The sequence below is a fragment of the Ruegeria sp. HKCCA6837 genome, from assembly GCF_013034475.1.
Taxonomy (GTDB): Bacteria; Pseudomonadota; Alphaproteobacteria; order Rhodobacterales; family Rhodobacteraceae; genus Ruegeria.
Map to the genome: position 1 here is coordinate 767648 of NZ_WQGD01000001.1, position 16375 is coordinate 784022.

Annotated in this window: 16 protein-coding genes; 10 read left to right on the forward strand and 6 right to left on the reverse strand. The window is 57.1% G+C overall.

The window, feature by feature from the left end; translation table 11 throughout:
* The first annotated feature begins 130 nt into the window (after window positions 1–130).
* Window positions 131–565 (forward strand): hypothetical protein, encoded by a 435-nt coding sequence (locus GOV91_RS03790; RefSeq protein WP_171234485.1) that lies wholly within the window; start codon window positions 131–133, stop codon window positions 563–565.
* Window positions 566–612: 47 nt separating this feature from the next.
* Here GOV91_RS03790 and GOV91_RS03795 read toward each other — a convergent pair whose 3' ends face one another.
* The 4 genes from GOV91_RS03795 to GOV91_RS03810 all read right to left on the reverse strand — a co-directional run bounded on the left by GOV91_RS03795 (window position 613) and on the right by GOV91_RS03810 (window position 7141).
* A complete protein-coding gene (locus tag GOV91_RS03795) occupies window positions 613–1188 on the reverse strand; it encodes a DUF924 family protein (RefSeq protein ID WP_171179684.1) in 576 nt (191 codons plus the stop codon).
* 109 nt (window positions 1189–1297) lie between these two features.
* A complete protein-coding gene (locus tag GOV91_RS03800) occupies window positions 1298–2569 on the reverse strand; it encodes an MFS transporter (protein ID WP_171179682.1) in 1272 nt (423 codons plus the stop codon).
* 111 nt (window positions 2570–2680) lie between these two features.
* On the reverse strand, window positions 2681–3727 hold the full coding sequence (gene queA, locus GOV91_RS03805) for a tRNA preQ1(34) S-adenosylmethionine ribosyltransferase-isomerase QueA (RefSeq protein WP_171234486.1): 1047 nt from the start codon (window positions 3725–3727) through the stop codon (window positions 2681–2683).
* Between the two features lie 42 nt (window positions 3728–3769).
* Window positions 3770–7141, reverse strand: coding sequence for a DUF3971 domain-containing protein (locus GOV91_RS03810; RefSeq protein WP_371732258.1), 3372 nt, complete (start codon window positions 7139–7141; stop codon window positions 3770–3772).
* Between the two features lie 68 nt (window positions 7142–7209).
* Between GOV91_RS03810 and GOV91_RS03815 the strand changes: the two genes are divergently transcribed.
* The 6 genes from GOV91_RS03815 to aqpZ all read left to right on the forward strand — a co-directional run bounded on the left by GOV91_RS03815 (window position 7210) and on the right by aqpZ (window position 12309).
* Window positions 7210–7671 carry a peroxiredoxin gene (locus GOV91_RS03815; protein ID WP_171234488.1) on the forward strand — a complete coding sequence of 154 codons (462 nt, stop codon included), beginning with the start codon at window positions 7210–7212 and terminating at the stop codon, window positions 7669–7671.
* Between the two features lie 90 nt (window positions 7672–7761).
* The gene (locus GOV91_RS03820; protein ID WP_171180055.1) at window positions 7762–8580 is read left to right on the forward strand and encodes a ferritin-like domain-containing protein; all 819 of its coding nucleotides are present in this window, start codon (window positions 7762–7764) and stop codon (window positions 8578–8580) included.
* 174 nt (window positions 8581–8754) lie between these two features.
* A complete protein-coding gene (locus GOV91_RS03825; RefSeq protein WP_171234489.1) occupies window positions 8755–10086 on the forward strand; it encodes a M23 family metallopeptidase in 1332 nt (443 codons plus the stop codon).
* Window positions 10076–10576: a polymer-forming cytoskeletal protein gene (locus tag GOV91_RS03830; protein WP_171179672.1), complete on the forward strand. Its 501-nt coding sequence runs from the start codon at window positions 10076–10078 to the stop codon at window positions 10574–10576. The genes GOV91_RS03825 and GOV91_RS03830 overlap by 11 nt, the downstream gene beginning before the upstream one ends.
* A gap of 121 nt (window positions 10577–10697) precedes the next feature.
* Window positions 10698–11507: a zinc-dependent peptidase gene (locus GOV91_RS03835; protein WP_171234490.1), complete on the forward strand. Its 810-nt coding sequence runs from the start codon at window positions 10698–10700 to the stop codon at window positions 11505–11507.
* Between the two features lie 112 nt (window positions 11508–11619).
* Window positions 11620–12309, forward strand: coding sequence for an aquaporin Z (gene aqpZ, locus GOV91_RS03840; protein WP_171234491.1), 690 nt, complete (start codon window positions 11620–11622; stop codon window positions 12307–12309).
* 65 nt (window positions 12310–12374) lie between these two features.
* Here the strand turns inward: aqpZ and GOV91_RS03845 are convergent, their stop codons facing one another.
* On the reverse strand, window positions 12375–12932 hold the full coding sequence (locus GOV91_RS03845; RefSeq protein WP_171234492.1) for a peptidylprolyl isomerase: 558 nt from the start codon (window positions 12930–12932) through the stop codon (window positions 12375–12377).
* On the reverse strand, window positions 12925–13431 hold the full coding sequence (locus tag GOV91_RS03850; protein ID WP_171234493.1) for a peptidylprolyl isomerase: 507 nt from the start codon (window positions 13429–13431) through the stop codon (window positions 12925–12927). Before GOV91_RS03850 ends, GOV91_RS03845 begins: the two co-directional genes overlap by 8 nt.
* A gap of 133 nt (window positions 13432–13564) precedes the next feature.
* On the opposite strand from GOV91_RS03850, the gene pgk reads away from it, so the two are divergent.
* From pgk to pdhA, 3 genes are all read left to right on the forward strand, one after another.
* Window positions 13565–14755 (forward strand): phosphoglycerate kinase, encoded by a 1191-nt coding sequence (gene pgk / locus GOV91_RS03855; protein WP_171234494.1) that lies wholly within the window; start codon window positions 13565–13567, stop codon window positions 14753–14755.
* 150 nt (window positions 14756–14905) lie between these two features.
* Entirely contained in the window at window positions 14906–15205 is a 300-nt protein-coding gene (locus GOV91_RS03860) for a septum formation initiator family protein (protein ID WP_171234495.1), read from the forward strand.
* Between the two features lie 176 nt (window positions 15206–15381).
* A complete protein-coding gene (gene pdhA / locus GOV91_RS03865; RefSeq protein WP_171179657.1) occupies window positions 15382–16371 on the forward strand; it encodes a pyruvate dehydrogenase (acetyl-transferring) E1 component subunit alpha in 990 nt (329 codons plus the stop codon).
* The last annotated feature ends 4 nt before the right edge of the window (window positions 16372–16375 follow it).

Here is a 16375-nt window from a genome sequence, read left to right on the forward strand (position 1 = left end):
AAAGCGACGCAAGGTAAGCCACACCTGAAGACGTGGATTTCAGCCTATACCCAAGCCCGCTCCATGGCTAGAACTGAACTGTCGACACCGTTCGGGCATTTCTTAACAAAGGACATTCAAGAGGCTGACTATGGCGAAAACACTCAAAGACCTGCTGCTTGCTTTGCTCAACGCCACGTTGATCCTTGTGGCCTTGTGCCTGTTTCTGGGCTGGCTGTTGGCGTCAAAGGTGGAGAGCATCACGGCGGAGTTTTCTGAAGCAGTGCAAGTCGTTGCTCCGCTCAGAGAGGAGACAACGAACATTCGAACAGAGCTTGCGGCATTACGAGACGAATTAGCCGCGTTGCCGAAAAAGGCAATTGGTTTAGACAGTCAAACAACCAAGGATATCCAATCGACCTTAGCCCGACTAAATTCCTTGGAACAAAAGTTGCAGACAGCACAGGATAGGTTGATCAGTCTGGCAGACGAGCCTCAGGTTTTGATAGCCCAGACCATCAATAGCGGCGCGGACGTCGTGTCCAAGCGCATTTTGGATTTCAAAGGGTGTGAAACAGGCTCATAAGGTTATGCCGCGCGAACAATGCGCGGCATGCCAGCATTTTCAAACGGTCAAACGGTTGCCTGAAGCTCGCGTACGGTGGTCCCATAACCACCCATGTCGACATAGGCAACTTCATGCGGTGTGGAATGGCGCGACAGTGCTTCGTTCCGATAGGGGAACCGACCGAACTTGCGGATCACTTCGCGATGCGCCCGTGCGTGCAATAGATTGCTTGTGTCACCGCTCAGGTTTTCGCAGATCAAACGCACACAACGTTCCTGATCACACAGATTTTCCGAGTGCATCATCGGCAGATAAAAGAACTGCCGCGCGGGTTCGTCGATCTTTTTGTCCCACCCCTTGTCGACCGCGCATTTGGCAGCTGCCAAAGCCGCTCGGTCAGTCGCAAATGCACGGGCCTGCCCCCGGAACATGTTACGTGGAAACTGATCTGTCAGGATAATATACGCCAGCGATCCGCTGGGATATGTCAGCCAAAGCGAAAATCTGCCCTCAACCGCTGCTTCCCAAGTTGACAAGAAACGGTCTCGGATTTCCGCATCCAATGCGTCATCCTGCAGATACCACCCCTTGGGACCAACTTCATCTAACCAAAAACTCAATACTTCTTCAGGACCTACCATTGCCCTAAACTCCGTAATTTGCCCTCCCCAGGGACGTAAGGTCATTTAAGAATGTTTTACAGAATTGTGACAGTAACATATTGCAACATTTGCGACATATTTTCGTTTCTTAAGCGACTTCTTGCGTATCTTGCTCATCTTGTGCTGCTTCGATCACAACTTCCTGCGCAACTTCCAAAGCAACTGGCGACGATGTCGGCATAATCGGTGCAATTGTTCCGGTTTCGTCAACAGGTACATAAGCACGCTGGGTCATTCGGTAGAGCGCGTAGAACGCCATCGCAAACATCAGCGTCGCAATAAACAGGAAGAAACCTGCAGGGCCCATGATGCCGTTGCCCATCAGCCAACCGGTTATCAGCGGACCGGCAATTGCGCCCAGGCCGTTGATGAAGATCAGCCCGCCCGAAGCAGCAGACATGTCGTCATATTCCAAATAGTCGTTGGTGTAGGCGATCAGCAGGGAATAAAGCGGGCTGGTCATGCCTCCAATAACAAATGCACCGGTCAGCAGGATTGAGAAGGTCGCCCCGAAAAACATTCCCACCAGTGCGCCGCAGCCGCCGACGACGGAAACCGTCAGAATCAGAATCCGGCGATCCATACGGTCCGAGAACCAACCAATCGGGTATTGCAACAGAACCGAGCCAACATAAAACGCGGCCACAAAGGTTGAAATCTCGACCAGCGACAATCCGGCTTGCGCGCCGTAGACCGAGCTCATCCCGAACTGAGCCGAAAATATGCCACCCAGCAGGAACATGCCGACGCAGCCCAATGGTGATGTCTCCATCAGTTTGCGCAGTGTCATAGGCTTTGTTGTATCAAAGGCTGGTGTTGGTGAAATCGACAACAGGATCGGCGCGAAGGAAACCGAAACAAGGATCGAGGCGATCACAAATGTCTCGTACCCTGCCGGATCGCCCACCAGCAACAGGGCCTGCGCCGTGACGATTCCGGTCATCTGAACGATCATGTACAAAGACAAGGCCTGGCCTCGGTTTTCGTTGCTGGCCGCGTTGTTCAACCAGCTTTCTGCGGTGACATACACACCCGAGAAACAAAAGCCGATCACCACCCGCCCAAGTGCCCAGGCGATTGGGTTCGTGAGCATGGGGTACATGATCATGACGGCCGAGATGAAAGACGCAAGCGCTGCAAAGACCCGCACATGGCCGACGCGCCGGATCATTTCAGGGGCAAGTCGTGAGCCGCCCAGAAAGCCGACGAAATAGGCGGACATCACAATAGACATATGCAGAGTCGAAAACCCTTCGATCTCGCCGCGAACACCCAAAAGAGTGCCCTGAAGGCCATTTCCGACCATCAGCAACCCCATGCCGAGCAGCAACGCCCACGCGCTGGAAAGAACCTGAATCATTGGGGTCTCCGAGTGATGCCAAACTAAGTTGCGCTGTGTACTGCGATCAAAGACCGCTTCTGTCGCGCTTGTCTACGACATTGAACTGTTTTGATACTTCATGCGCGCCCCTCATGGGATCAAAAGCGACGCGTCGCCGTAGGAAAAGAAACGATATTTCTGTGTTATTGCATGATGATACAAATCAAACATTCGATCTTGCCCCATCAACGCGGACACCAGCATCAACAGCGTTGATTTCGGCAGGTGGAAATTGGTCATCAACGCGTCCGTGACATGGAACTGGAAGCCCGGATAGATGAAAATATCCGTATCCCCTTCCCAGGGTTGGATGCGGCCGGACCGGGCCGCACTTTCGATCAGACGCAGGGCTGTGGTGCCCACTGGAATCACCCGTCCACCTGCGTCTTTGGTGGCCTGAATCTCGGCTGCCGCCTCGGGGCTGACCTGCCCCCATTCCGCGTGCATCTTGTGGGTTGTCACGTCTTCAACTTTGACCGGCAGGAACGTGCCTGCCCCCACGTGCAGGGTTACATGAGTGAAATTCACGCCGCGCTCGGCCAAAGCCAACAGAAGGGCATCATCGAAATGCAGCGAAGCGGTCGGCGCGGCTACGGCACCCGAATTACGCGCCCAGATGGTTTGATAGTCGGTTTTGTCCTGTTCATCCGCCGGACGTTTGGCCGCAATATACGGCGGCAACGGCATCGCCCCGGCTTGCTCCAGTGCTTTATCAAAATCTTCGCCACTCAGGTTAAACCGCAGATAGGCCTGCCCATCCTCAACCCGGTCCAGCGTGGCGCTCAGGTCATCCGAGAAGACAATCTCTTCCCCAACCTTCACTTTTTTCAAGGGCTTGATCAGAGCTGACCAAGTTGCATCGGCCTGAGGATCCAGCAATGTCGCCTCGATCCCGGCTGACACTGGACCTTGGGCACTGTCCCGATGGCGGCGACCATTAAGCCGTGCCGGGATGACGCGCGTGTCATTCAGCACTAGCCTGTCACCGGGTTGCAAAAAATCGGGCAGATGAAGGACGTGGCTGTCCGTTGTCTGATCCCCCTGCGCCACCAGCAGACGCGCAGAGGATCGCGGGCTAGCAGGCCGCGTGGCAATCAGGTCGTCAGGCAGGTGGAAGTCAAAATCGCTGAGTTTCATGCGCGCGCCTTACATCCCCGCAAAAGATTCGGCCATATGTCGTCAGCGATCGCTGGGCTGTGACCCGAATGTCTGCTTGGGCTCATCTGGTTTTTGCGGTGTCGCGTTTGGGCGATCCGATACCTTTGGTGCAGGTTGACGCATCAAATCGCGCAAAAACAAAGGGGCCAGTCCAGAAAGCGGATTCACCGAAACTTTCGGAGAAGCCAGCGGCCCGGTGAGGGTGTAGTTGAATCCGAACACACCCTCGCCCTTGCGCGTGAAAACGCTGCCCACGGCGTTGAGCAGATAGATTGGCGAAATCGCACCGCGCAGGTTCAGCATCTCGTTGACCGTGTCGATGGTGCCGTCAAACGAAAGTCCCATGGATGGTCCAACTGCGCTGCCGCTGAGCACTTTGATATCCGTCGGCGTAATCCGCATGCGACTGTCGATCGCCGAGAAGAAAATGCCTTGCCCGGCCATCTCGTCCAACAATCCAACAAGACTGATTGCGTTCAAGAGGGCCGCCATGGCCGGGGCATCGGTGATACGCGTGTTGATGATTTTCAGGACCACGTCATAGTTTCCCGGTGCTGCCACCGGTTCGAGGCTTAAGTTCAATGTGCCCTCGCGCGCTTGGGTCAGCACGCCAGCAGAACGCAACGCCGCCCCGGCGTCCTGCGATGTCAGGGTCACGGCACTGCGGTTTCCGCGCGGGGTCACCTGCCCGGAGACCGCCGCCCCCCCATTCACCCGTGCCGTAAACCCTCCGTTTACGCCACCAGTCGTCTGAAACGTTCCCTGAAATCCCGTAAGCGCAACCGCTTCGGTCACTTGTAAGCGATCCAAGGCAACGTCCAGCTTCGGACCTGCCCCGCCGCCGCCGCTTTCGCCGAACGTCGCTTTCCCCATGTCCAGCACACCGCCAAGAACTCGGATATCAGGTACGGCATCCCCGCGCCCGATCATCTCAGCCGGGACCGCAAGCCAATTCCCCAGATCGAATGAGCTGAAACGTATGCGGTCAAAATCTCCGTTTTCGCGAAAGGTAATCGATGCGCTTGTTCGCAGACCAGCGCCCTCGATGTTCAAACTGTCCACCTTCAACTCTTTGCCTAATGTCGCTTCGGCCGTCAGTGAGCCCGGTGCGGTTGCCGCCTTACGCCACCCAAGTTCCGGGATCGCCAGCGCCACACCCTGTAGGTCCGACGCAACGGACAGTTTCGGCGGGGTATCTGCTCCAAGACCCAGGGTAATGTCCGCAACACCCGACTCGGTCAGCATCCCAGGGGGTAGCCCGGCCCCGATCTCATCCATCAAGCGCGGGGACAGTTCGATCTGGCCTGTTAGCGTACTGCGCTGCGCCGTTTTTCCATCAATCGGCTGCCGCCACAGCGCCTCAAGAGGAACATCTCCGAATTGCCCTTGCCCTTGTATTTGAACGCCCGACTGATTGCCGGACAGATCCAGCAAAGCGGCGCTGACCGTGAACCCCGGCACCAGACGATCGCTGGAAAGGTTTGCCAGATTGCCGTCGAAATGGAATTCGGTTTCCTGAAACTTCAGCTCCTTTTTCAGCGGCAATGACAGCGTGCCAGTCAGCGAAGCGGTGCCGTTGGCAAGCTCGACAGGCAATCCTGCTTTGCTCAGCAATGAAAGTGGGGGGCGGTCCAGCAGCGACAGTGCAGCGGTCACACTGCCCTTGGCCCGTATACGCGCAATTCCAGGCGCGGATTTCTTTATGTCCGTATCGGGTATGATGAAGGACGTGCCCGCGGCATCCACTGCACCACCTTCGTCCGCGATCACCACCCCCTTTTGCGCGGTGACAGTAAATCGTTGATTGATCAGGCTGGCCTGCCCTTGGGCGTCCTCGATCGGTGGAAGGGTTTTGACGAACTGAATCTTGGCCTTTTCGAATCCGAAATCCAAATAGATATCGGGCTTGGATCCGGGCTCAAGCCGCAGGGCAAAATCCATGTCCGACAGAACGCCTTCGTAAAGGTTCTTGGTAACCCACTCGCGCGGTTTCGGTGCCAAAAGTTCGGGCCAGTAACTGAGAACCTTGTCCGAGGTCATCTGATCCAGATGTGCATCCAATTCCACTGCCCAGCCGTCGGGCCGGCCGCTCAGAACTCCAAAGGCGCGTATGATGTGACCTGGGTCTTCAACAGTGACCTGTCCCAAACGCAAATCGAAAGGGTCCAACACCATTTTGAAATCCACGCTGGCGCGGGACAATTGGATTGGCTCTGGAAACAGGTTGGCGGGGTTCACATTGAGGCCCGACAAACGCAATTGCGCGGTCAGGCTGTCCAGGACACCATCTTCCACCCCCTGCAGGAACGCCGTACCGTCTGCTTGCACTTCGCCCCAAGCCGATACCACTGACACTTCGTTGAAATCCAGCGCATGCGTTTTAGGATCATAGGTGAAATAGGTGCGGGCAGATTCAAAAGGCACCGGGCGCGTTTCACGGTTGGGCTGCACGACCCCTGCCCCAAGGTTGAGCGTTGCAAAGCCCGTTCCGATGGCACCGCTATCGTCGATACTACCGCGCAAGGCACCCGATATGGGGGCCCGCAAGACCTGCAGCCACGCCAAAACAGGGCTTTGACCGGCGATATCCTCGGCAGGCAGGTCCGAGACCGAGATGCCGAACTGAGCGGCAGGGGTGCCAAGGATGCTGGTATAGTTGGCCTCGATGGCACTGACGTAATCCCGCCCCGAAAGAACCGAAAACCCGGTAGCGAGTCGTACTTCGTTGTCACTGCGGTTGGCCTGAATATGACCACCATCCAGCACCCAGGACCGACCCTGCCGCAAATCGCTGTAATCCAGCGTGATTGCATCAAGCTCGACCGAGGTGAGAGCAGACAGAGCCGGAGACAGGAATACCTGATCGGACGCCTCGATCAGCTCTGCCAGGTTCGGTGCCTCTTGTACCGGAGCGCTGCCAGACCCCACGGTCAGGGTCAACGCCCCATCCATGCCTCGGGTCAGGGCGATTTGAGCTCCGCTCAGGATGATGCGTTTTGGGCGAACATGCCCGCGCAACAAAGGGCGCATGGCAAGGCTGGCACGCATGTCCGAGACCTGCGCAATCTGCTGGCCCGCCGCGTCGCTGATGGCAACGTCGGTCAGACGCAGACGGGGCCGCCAGCCTTCGTGAATGATGAAGCTGACATCGCCAAAGCGGATTTGCAGACCACCCAGCGCCTGTTCAAGCCGCGTTTCGACCCTGTCCCGCAACCAGGCAGGCGCGTGCATCCTTTGCCCCACCACCATGAAACCGGCGAACAGCGCAAGAAGCGCCAGCATGAAAGTACCGCGCATGGCCCAAAGACCAGCGGCCCTCCGACGCGACCGTCGACGCACCGGTTGGACCGGTTCGTCTTGTTCGTCGTAATGCTGCTTCAATTTGCTGTCCACGCCTTCCAACCCGCACGTGTTGCCCTATGATATCAGGCAGCCTTTAAAAACCTTTAGCGGAGTTTCCAATGCCCGATATTTCAGACATGGCCCCCGACTTCACCCTGCCACGCGACGGCGGCGGCGAGGTGACGCTTTCGGCGTTGCGCGGTGGCACCGTGGTTTTGTTCTTCTATCCCCGTGATGATACGCCGGGCTGTACAAAGGAATCCATTGGTTTTTCAGAACAGCTTCAGGCCTTTGCGGATGCAGGTACTCAAGTTTTCGGTATCTCGCGCGACAGTGTCGCCAAGCATGACAAATTTGTTGCCAAGCATGGTCTGACCACACCGCTTTTATCGGACGAAAACTCGACCGTTTGCGAGGACTATGGCGTGTGGGTGGAAAAGAACATGTATGGGCGCAAGTCGATGGGCATCGAACGTTCGACCTTTGTCATAGATGCCGAAGGTCGCATTGCTAAGGTCTGGCGCAAAGTCAAAGTGCCCGGTCATGTGGACGAGGTGCTTGAGGCGGTGAAGGCGCTGTAAGCGCCCTCTCGACCTGCCATGCCATCCGGTTTATGACCCGCCTCGACACGACAGAGTCGGAGTGATCCCGTGCCCAAGACACTGACACAGATGGCGACAGAGGTTCTGACAACTGCGGACGGGCGGGCCAAGACCGCCCTGTCCAAAGCGCACGCCGCCGCATGGTTCGCTGCTCGCAAGGGCGAAGCTGACCCAATCGAAATTGGCGCGGCAACGCCCCCCTTGAACCCCGCCCGCCCGGACAAGCCCGAGCTTCTTTCGCCTCGTGAAGTGCCAAAGCGGAAACCCGGGACCGAGGCCGGGCGTATCGCCCTGTTGCACGCTGTGGCGCATATTGAGTTGAATGCCGTCGATCTGCACTGGGACATCATCGCGCGGTTTGGTCATGTGCCGATGCCGATCGGCTTTTACGATGACTGGGTGAAATGCGCCGAAGAGGAATCGCGGCATTTCGAGCTGGTGTGCGACTGCCTAGAGCAGATGGGCAGCCACTATGGCGCCCTGCCCGCCCACGCCGGAATGTGGCGCGCCGCCGAAGATACTGCCGAAGACTTGATGGGACGGCTGGCTGTTGTTCCCATGGTGCTTGAGGCACGCGGTCTGGATGTCACCCCCGGCATGATCGAAATCTTCCGAAAGGCCAAAGCGGACCAAGCCATTGCCGCGTTGGAGGTGATCTATGCGGAAGAAGTCGGCCATGTCGCCTATGGCTCTAAGTGGTTTCATTTCCTGTGCGGTCGGGAAAACGCCGACCCGAAGGACGTGTTCCACGCCCTGGTCCGGCGGTATTTCCACGGCGTCCTGAAACCGCCCTTTAACGAGGAGAAGCGCGCCGAAGCTGGCCTGCCCCCCGATTTCTATTGGCCGCTGACCGAAGACCTGCCCGCGCCGGGTGAAGTCACGAACTGACAATTACATGTGAATTTCGGCGAATTCCCGCCGATCTTCGGGGGATTTTTGCGCTGTTTGCCGCAAAGAGGTCAACAAACTTGCCCGATCGTAGCGAGCCGTTTATGCACTCGGCCCAAGGGACGGCTACTGCACCACGACCGGTCCCGAATTTGGGGACGAGAGGTAAGGCGCGTGCGAACACGTCTGGCAATAAAGCTACACTCACTGCTTGAGCGGTATTTCCCGGAACGCCGGGTCTTTCTGAAATCTGACAAGGACACGCGGTTCATTCGGCTGAGTTCGGAAACGCAGGTGATCGCAGTCACCGGTGTCGCGGTGATGGTTGGGTGGACAGCGGTTGCAACGGCCATACTGCTGATGGACAGCATCGGGTCGGGCAACTTCAGAGAACAAGCCAAGCGCGATCAGGCGACATATCAAGAGCGCCTGAATATCCTGTCAGCCGAACGGGACGCCCGCGCGCAAGAAGCACTGGCCGCACAAGATCGCTTTAACGCCGCATTGGAACAGATTTCCGCAATGCAGTCCGAGTTGCTGGCGTCGGAAAACCGCCGCCGCGAGCTTGAGACCGGTATCGAGGTCATCCAGACGACGCTGCGCAGCACGATGAAGCAACGGGAAGAAGCCCGCACGGAGCTGGCTGTTCTGAAGCAGGAAACCAATGATGCCGACATGTACGTGACGGCCTCGAGCACCCCGGTGCAGATGGCCTTCATGACAAATGCCCTTTCCCGCACCGCGGAAGAACGCGATCAAATCGCCTCGGACGCGCGTCAGGCTTTGGACCAACGGGATGAGCTGGAACTGGAAATCCGTCTGATGCAGGAACGCAGCGACGAGATTTTCCGCCAGTTGGAAGAAGCCATGGTGATCTCGGTCGAACCTTTGGACAAGATGTTCCGTAAGGCCGGCATGCCGACCGATCGCATTATCGAAGAGGTCCGGCGCGGATATAGCGGTATGGGCGGTCCGCTGACCCCTTTATCCCTTAGCACGCGTGGTGAGGAGGACGAGCTGTCCGCTGAAGAAGCCCGTGCAAACATTCTACTTGAGCAGATGGACCAACTAAACCTGTACCGGATTGCTGCGGAAAAGGCCCCCTTCGCCAGCCCGGTCAACAGTGCTGTGCGCTATACCAGCGGATTTGGCACACGTCGCGACCCCAAAACCGGTGGTCGCCGTATGCATAATGGCGCGGACTTTGCTGGTGCGCACGGCACTGACATCTTTGCAACTGCGGATGGTGTGGTCACTCATGCAGGCTGGCAGTCGGGTTTCGGACGGCTTGTTAAAATCAAGCACGCGTTCGGAATTGAGACACTTTACGCTCATAACACCAAGATCAACGTGAAGGTTGGCCAAAGGGTCTCGCGCGGGGATCATATTGCTGATATGGGTAGCACCGGACGGTCCACCGGCACGCATTTGCACTATGAGGTGCGCGTGAACGGAAAGCCCGTGAACCCAATGACTTACATCAAGGCTGCGAGAAATGTTTTCTAAAAGCAAAATCAACGAGCCCGCATCCAAGGCACCTGAGGCGGCCAAACCTGCCGCTCCGGCGACCCCAGCGGCCCCTGCACCGACCGAGACGAAACCTGCCACTGCGCCCAAGCCAAAGCCGCCGGCGTCGGTTCTGTCCTCGGATCTGCACATCACCGGCAACATCAAGACCTCCGGTGACATTCAGGTGGAAGGCACCGTGGAGGGCGATATTCGTGCTCACCTGCTGACCATTGGTGAATCGGCAACAATCAAGGGTGAAGTCACCGCAGATGACGTGGTGATCAACGGTCGTATCGTGGGCCGTGTGCGTGGCCTGAAGGTGCGCCTGACTTCGACTGCGCGTGTTGAAGGCGACATCATCCACAAGACCATCGCCATCGAAAGCGGCGCGCATTTTGAAGGTTCAGTGCAGCGTCAGGACGACCCGCTGAACCCTGGCCGCAGTAGCAAATCGGGATCGAACCCAGCGGCTGACGTCAAACAATAACGCGACCTTTCTGGTCAAACCCGAGACGCCGCTGGGAAACCCGCGGCGTCTTTTCTTTTGGGGCATTGTTCAGTTCGGGAAACAGGTTTTGATCGTGCGGGGATCGCGTTAGGGTCGGGTCATGTTGATATTCCTGACACTTGTTGCGCTGATTGGTTGTGGTGCGGCCTATTACTTTTGGTCAAAACAACAGGCGCGCCGGGCCCTGTTGGCCGCGCCGTTGACGGATCAGGAACGGCACCTTATCGACGCTCAGGTCCCGATCCTGCGGAAATTGCCGCAAGGCTTGCGCGCTAAGCTGGAAGGTAAGATCAACCTGTTCTTGGACCAGGTTGAGTTCATCGGCTGCGACGGTCTGGACGTTACCGAAGACATGCAGATGTCTATCGCCGCGCAAGCCTGTCTGTTGGTTGTGAACACCGAGCTTTGGTACGACAACCTCACCACCATCCTGATCTATCCCAGCGCCTTCAAATCCAGACAGAGCCGCCACAGCGGTTATGTTGTCACCGAAAAGGAAATTGTACGCACCGGAGAAAGCTGGAATCGCGGCCCGGTGATCCTGTCATGGGCGCACAGCCGGCGCGGCGCGATGAACGACCACGACGGGCAAAATGTTGTCTTCCACGAGTTCGCACATCAGATCGACGATCTGACAGGCTCGGCCAATGGTGTGCCCGTTCTCAGCGCCAACCAGAGCTTTTCCGAGTGGGAGGCCGCGTTTCTGACGGCTTACGACGCCCATGTACAGGCCGTTGAAATGGGGCGCGCAACTGTGATTGATCCCTACGGTGCGGAAGGGCACGAAGAGTTTTTCGCCGTTTCGGTTGAAGTGTTTTTTGAACGGCCCAGGGCGCTGCGAAACTCTGATCCAGAGGTCTATGAACAGCTGTCAAAACTGTTTCATCTGGACCCCGTACAGTGGCGCTGATCGCTTTTTACCCAAGGTGACAGGTCATTCGACAAGTTCCCCGTTTGTCATAATTTAACAAAAGCTAATTTTTGAATTACACTTAACCTCATAACATTGCGGAGGATTTTTCATGTCATCGAAATTACTTGCCGAGTTCTTCGGCACATTCTGGCTGGTCCTTGGGGGATGCGGCAGTGCCGTATTAGCAGCCGGTGTCGCGGATGTCGGCATCGGATGGCTTGGTGTGTCTTTCGCCTTTGGCCTGACAGTTCTGACTATGGCTTACACGGTTGGTCACATCTCGGGTGGGCATTTCAACCCGGCCGTCAGTTTGGGGTTGATGATCGGCGGGCGGTTTCCGGCCAAAGATCTGTTGCCCTATTGGGGCGCTCAGGTCATCGGCGCGATTGCAGCTGCCATCGTGTTGTATCTGATCGTAAGCGGCGCACCCGGCTTCGAAGGCGTCGGAGGGTTTGCATCAAACGGATACGGAGACGCCTCGCCCGAGGGCTATTCGATGATGTCCGTATTGGTGATCGAAATTGTGATGACCGCCTTCTTCATCATCATCATCCTGGGTGCAACGTCAGAAAAGGCACCCGCCGGGTTCGCGCCGATTGCAATTGGTCTGGCGCTGACGCTGATTCATCTGGTGTCGATCCCGGTCAGCAACACATCGGTGAATCCGGCGCGGTCTACCGGAGTGGCGCTGTTCGCGGATGGCCCGGCCTTGGCGCAGCTCTGGCTGTTCTGGGTGGCCCCATTGATCGGTGGAGCGATCGGCGCGGTGATCTGGAAGATGATGTCACCCGACGATTGATTCCGGTTCGTGCAACCCACAATATGGAAAAGCCCGATGCGGTAACGCGCGTCGGGCTTTTTCGTTCATTCGGTGACTGTGACTTTCTTCATCACGTCCGGTGCGCCAATGATCGCACCGTTTTGACCGGCACCGCGCTTGATTGCGTCCACCACATCCATGCCGTCAGTCACCTGACCGACCACAGTGTACTGCCCGTCTAGGAACGGGCCGGGTTCGAACATGATGAAAAACTGCGAGTTGGCTGAATCCGGGTCATTCGAACGGGCCATGCCGACCACTCCCCGGTCAAAGGTGACATCGGAAAACTCAGCCGGCAGGTCAGGACGGTCAGATCCGCCACGTCCTGCATTGCGCATGTCGAAACCGGCCGCGCCGGAGTTGCCATATTCCACATCGCCAGTTTGCGCCATAAAGCCGTCAATCACGCGGTGAAACACGACGCCATCATACTGACCGTCGGCGGCCAAGGCGGTGATCTGTTCCACATGCTTGGGTGCGACATCCTCGAACAGGTCGATCGAGATGGTGCCGTTGGCCCCCTCCCCTTCGACGTCGATTTGCAAACCGCTGGCCAACGCGGGGCTGGCCAGAAGTGCAAAGGCTGCAGCCAGCTTATGCATCGGCGGCCACCTTGACGCTGATCATGCGATCCGGGTTCTCAGGCGGCTCGCCCCGAACGATCGCATCCACATGCTCCATTCCATCGATCACGCGACCATAGACGGTATACTGACCGTTCAGGAAGTGGTTGTCCTTGAAGTTGATGAAGAACTGCGAGTTGGCCGAATCCGGGTTCTGCGACCGGGCCGCGCCCAGCGTGCCGCGATCATGGGGCAGCTTGGAAAACTCGGCCGGAACGTTTGGCAGCGAGGACCCACCGGTGCCCGCCATGCGCAGGTTGAAGCCGTCTTCCATATCGCCGTGCTGAACGTCACCGGTTTGCGCCATGAAGCCGTCGATCACACGGTGAAAGGCTACGTTGTCATATTCTCCGCCACGGGCCAGTTCCTTCATCCGCGCGCTGTGCAACGGTGCTACATCCGGCAGCAGCTCGATGACGACATTGCCGCCCTTCAGCTCGATGATGATTGTGTTTTCGGGATCTTTGATCTCGGCCATTTGGCCCTCCTGTCGTTTGTCTTGCGCAAATACCTATGCCGCACGCGCGTGAATGCCAAGTGACGCATTGACCTGAGGGCAAAATGCAGGAAAAGAACCGCCTAAATCGGTTGCCAATGACGAGGATCGCAATATGAGCTGGAAAACACTGGACGATATGGACTTGGGTGGCAAACGCGTCTTGGTGCGCGTGGACATTAACGTACCGGTCGTGGACGGCACTGTCACCGACGCAACGCGTATTGAACGGATCGTGCCCACAGTGCGCCACATCCTTGCTGCGGGCGGAAAGCCGATCTTGCTGGCGCATTTTGGACGTCCGGGCGGCGAGCGACGCGAGAATCTTTCGCTCAAGCAGTTGGTGCCAACACTGGAAGGCGCGTTCGGCGCGCCGGTCTTGTTTGCCGCTGACTGCGTCGGAACCGAGGCGGAGTTGGCGACCGAAGCGCTTCAACCAGGTCAGGTATTGCTGCTGGAAAACACCCGTTTTCACGCTGCCGAGACCAAGAACGACGCCGATCTGGCCGCAGGCATGGCCAAGCTTGGTGATGTCTATTGCAATGACGCGTTCTCGGCCGCACACCGGGCCCACAGTTCAACCGAAGCACTGGCGCGGCTTCTGCCTGCATGTGCAGGCCGTCTAATGCAGGCCGAACTTGAGGCACTGGAAGGCGCTTTGGGCGCTCCGAAACGGCCTGTAACGGCAGTTGTCGGGGGCGCCAAAGTCTCGACCAAGCTGGAGCTGCTTGGCAACCTTATCAACAAGGTGGACTATCTGGTTATCGGTGGCGGAATGGCCAACACGTTTCTGGTTGCCCAAGGGATCAACGTCGGAAAATCATTGGCGGAGCGCGACATGCAGGGGACCGCAGCTGAGATTCTGGCCAAAGCCGAAAACTCCGGTTGCACTATCGTTCTGCCAAAGGACATCGTGGTCGCACAGAAATTTGAAGCCCATGCACCACATCAAACGCTGCCCACAGATCAATGCCCCGAAGACGGCATGATCCTGGACGCAGGCCCCGAAAGTGTTGCTGTCATCACAGACATCTTTTCAAAAAGCCAAACCCTGATCTGGAACGGCCCGCTGGGCGCGTTCGAGCTGGAACCTTTCGATGCAGCCACCAATGCAGCGGCTCTGAAGGCAGCCGACTTGACGCGTTCGGGACAATTGGTTTCGGTCGCAGGCGGCGGCGACACTGTTGCAGCCCTGAACGCATCGGGTGCAGCGCATGATTTCTCATACATTTCCACCGCGGGTGGCGCGTTTTTGGAGTGGATGGAAGGTAAGACCCTTCCTGGCGTTGCAGCGTTGGAGCAGTAAGGTTTTACTGCGCGTGCCGAGACATTCTGACTCATCCCCTGATTTTTCCACGTCAGGGGATTCACAAGCCGAATCACCTGTGACATAGTGCTGGAAGAGGTCCAATAAGGACCCGTTATTGAGGCAAGTTTTCATACGGCGGTAAACAGAGTGTCCCGTTCCCATCGGCCTGGTTTGGGCGCAGTTGCTTTCTTCTCGGTGGCTTTCACGCTGGGTGTCTACTTCACCTTCGCTGCCGTGCAAGGAGACTATGGCCTGTTCCGGCGGGTCGAGATTGCAGCGGAACGGGACGCTCTGTCGCGCGACTTGGCGAAACTGAACGCCGAGATCACCGAGATGGAAAACCTGACCCTAAGGCTGTCCGATACCTACCTTGATCTAGATCTTCTGGACCAACAGGCACGTTCGGTTCTGGGTATGATCCGCGCAGACGAGATTGTCATTCGCTGACCTGATTTGGATTTTTCGTCGAAAAATCTGGCACGTCCAAAATTTTACCCTGCTTCGACAAGCGTGGCTCAGCGCAATCCGACGCTGCGTCACATTTACCCTCGCCAGATAGCATCAAATGCTTTATGAGATAGTTTAACGCTAAACTATCTGTCCAAAAGGGGGAGATCGCCACAATGGCTGCGCGAAAAACCACAAAGAAACCAAACGTTTCTGCGGAAGAACTCAAGACCTACTACCGCGAGATGCTTTTGATCCGCCGATTCGAGGAAAAAGCAGGCCAGCTTTATGGTATGGGTCTGATTGGCGGCTTCTGCCACCTTTATATCGGACAGGAAGCCGTTGTTGTCGGCCTCGAAGCGGCAGCTCAGGAAGGGGACAAACGCATCACCTCGTATCGCGATCACGGCCACATGTTGGCCTGCGGTATGGATCCGGGCGGCGTTATGGCCGAACTGACCGGGCGCGAAGGCGGTCTTTCCAAAGGCAAGGGCGGCTCGATGCACATGTTCTCGAAGGAGAAGCATTTCTATGGCGGCCACGGCATCGTTGGCGCACAGGTTCCGCTGGGGGCTGGTCTGGCCTTTGCTGACAAATACAAAGAGAACGGTGGCGTGACATTCACCTATTTCGGTGATGGCGCGGCCAACCAAGGTCAGGTCTATGAGACGTTCAACATGGCCGCTCTCTGGGATCTTCCTGTGGTCTTTGTGATCGAAAACAACCAATACGCCATGGGTACAGCGCAGGCGCGCTCGACATCGTCGCCGGACATCTACGTGCGCGGCGAAGCGTTTGGCATCCCCGGCGAGATCGTCAACGGTATGGATGTGTTGGCGGTTAAGGCCGCAGGTGAAAAAGCTGTTGCCCACTGCCGTGCGGGCAAAGGCCCTTACATCCTTGAGGTCAAAACCTACCGGTATCGTGGCCACTCGATGTCTGATCCGGCCAAGTACCGCACCCGCGAAGAGGTTCAGAAGGTCCGCGAGCAGAGCGATCCGATCGAACATGTGCGCGAGCTTCTGCTGACCGGCAAACACGCAACCGAGGATGATCTGAAGGCGATCGATAAAGAGATCAAAGAGATCGTCAATCAAGCCGCCGAATTCTCGAAAGAAAGCCCCGAGCCTTCCGTCGAAGAGCTCTGGACCGACATTTACGCCTGAGAGG

Excerpts from the sequence above, each read along its gene's own strand:
- GOV91_RS03790 (WP_171234485.1), top strand. The coding sequence starts at position 131 with ATGGCGAAAACACTCAAAGACCTGCTGCTTGCTTTGCTCAACGCCACG.
- GOV91_RS03795 (WP_171179684.1), bottom strand. The coding sequence starts at position 1,188 with ATGGTAGGTCCTGAAGAAGTATTGAGTTTTTGGTTAGATGAAGTTGGT.
- GOV91_RS03800 (WP_171179682.1), bottom strand. The coding sequence starts at position 2,569 with ATGATTCAGGTTCTTTCCAGCGCGTGGGCGTTGCTGCTCGGCATGGGG.
- queA (WP_171234486.1), bottom strand. The coding sequence starts at position 3,727 with ATGAAACTCAGCGATTTTGACTTCCACCTGCCTGACGACCTGATTGCC.
- GOV91_RS03815 (WP_171234488.1), top strand. The coding sequence starts at position 7,210 with ATGCCCGATATTTCAGACATGGCCCCCGACTTCACCCTGCCACGCGAC.
- GOV91_RS03820 (WP_171180055.1), top strand. The coding sequence starts at position 7,762 with ATGGCGACAGAGGTTCTGACAACTGCGGACGGGCGGGCCAAGACCGCC.
- GOV91_RS03830 (WP_171179672.1), top strand. The coding sequence starts at position 10,076 with ATGTTTTCTAAAAGCAAAATCAACGAGCCCGCATCCAAGGCACCTGAG.
- GOV91_RS03835 (WP_171234490.1), top strand. The coding sequence starts at position 10,698 with ATGTTGATATTCCTGACACTTGTTGCGCTGATTGGTTGTGGTGCGGCC.
- aqpZ (WP_171234491.1), top strand. The coding sequence starts at position 11,620 with ATGTCATCGAAATTACTTGCCGAGTTCTTCGGCACATTCTGGCTGGTC.
- GOV91_RS03845 (WP_171234492.1), bottom strand. The coding sequence starts at position 12,932 with ATGCATAAGCTGGCTGCAGCCTTTGCACTTCTGGCCAGCCCCGCGTTG.
- GOV91_RS03850 (WP_171234493.1), bottom strand. The coding sequence starts at position 13,431 with ATGGCCGAGATCAAAGATCCCGAAAACACAATCATCATCGAGCTGAAG.
- pgk (WP_171234494.1), top strand. The coding sequence starts at position 13,565 with ATGAGCTGGAAAACACTGGACGATATGGACTTGGGTGGCAAACGCGTC.
- pdhA (WP_171179657.1), top strand. The coding sequence starts at position 15,382 with ATGGCTGCGCGAAAAACCACAAAGAAACCAAACGTTTCTGCGGAAGAA.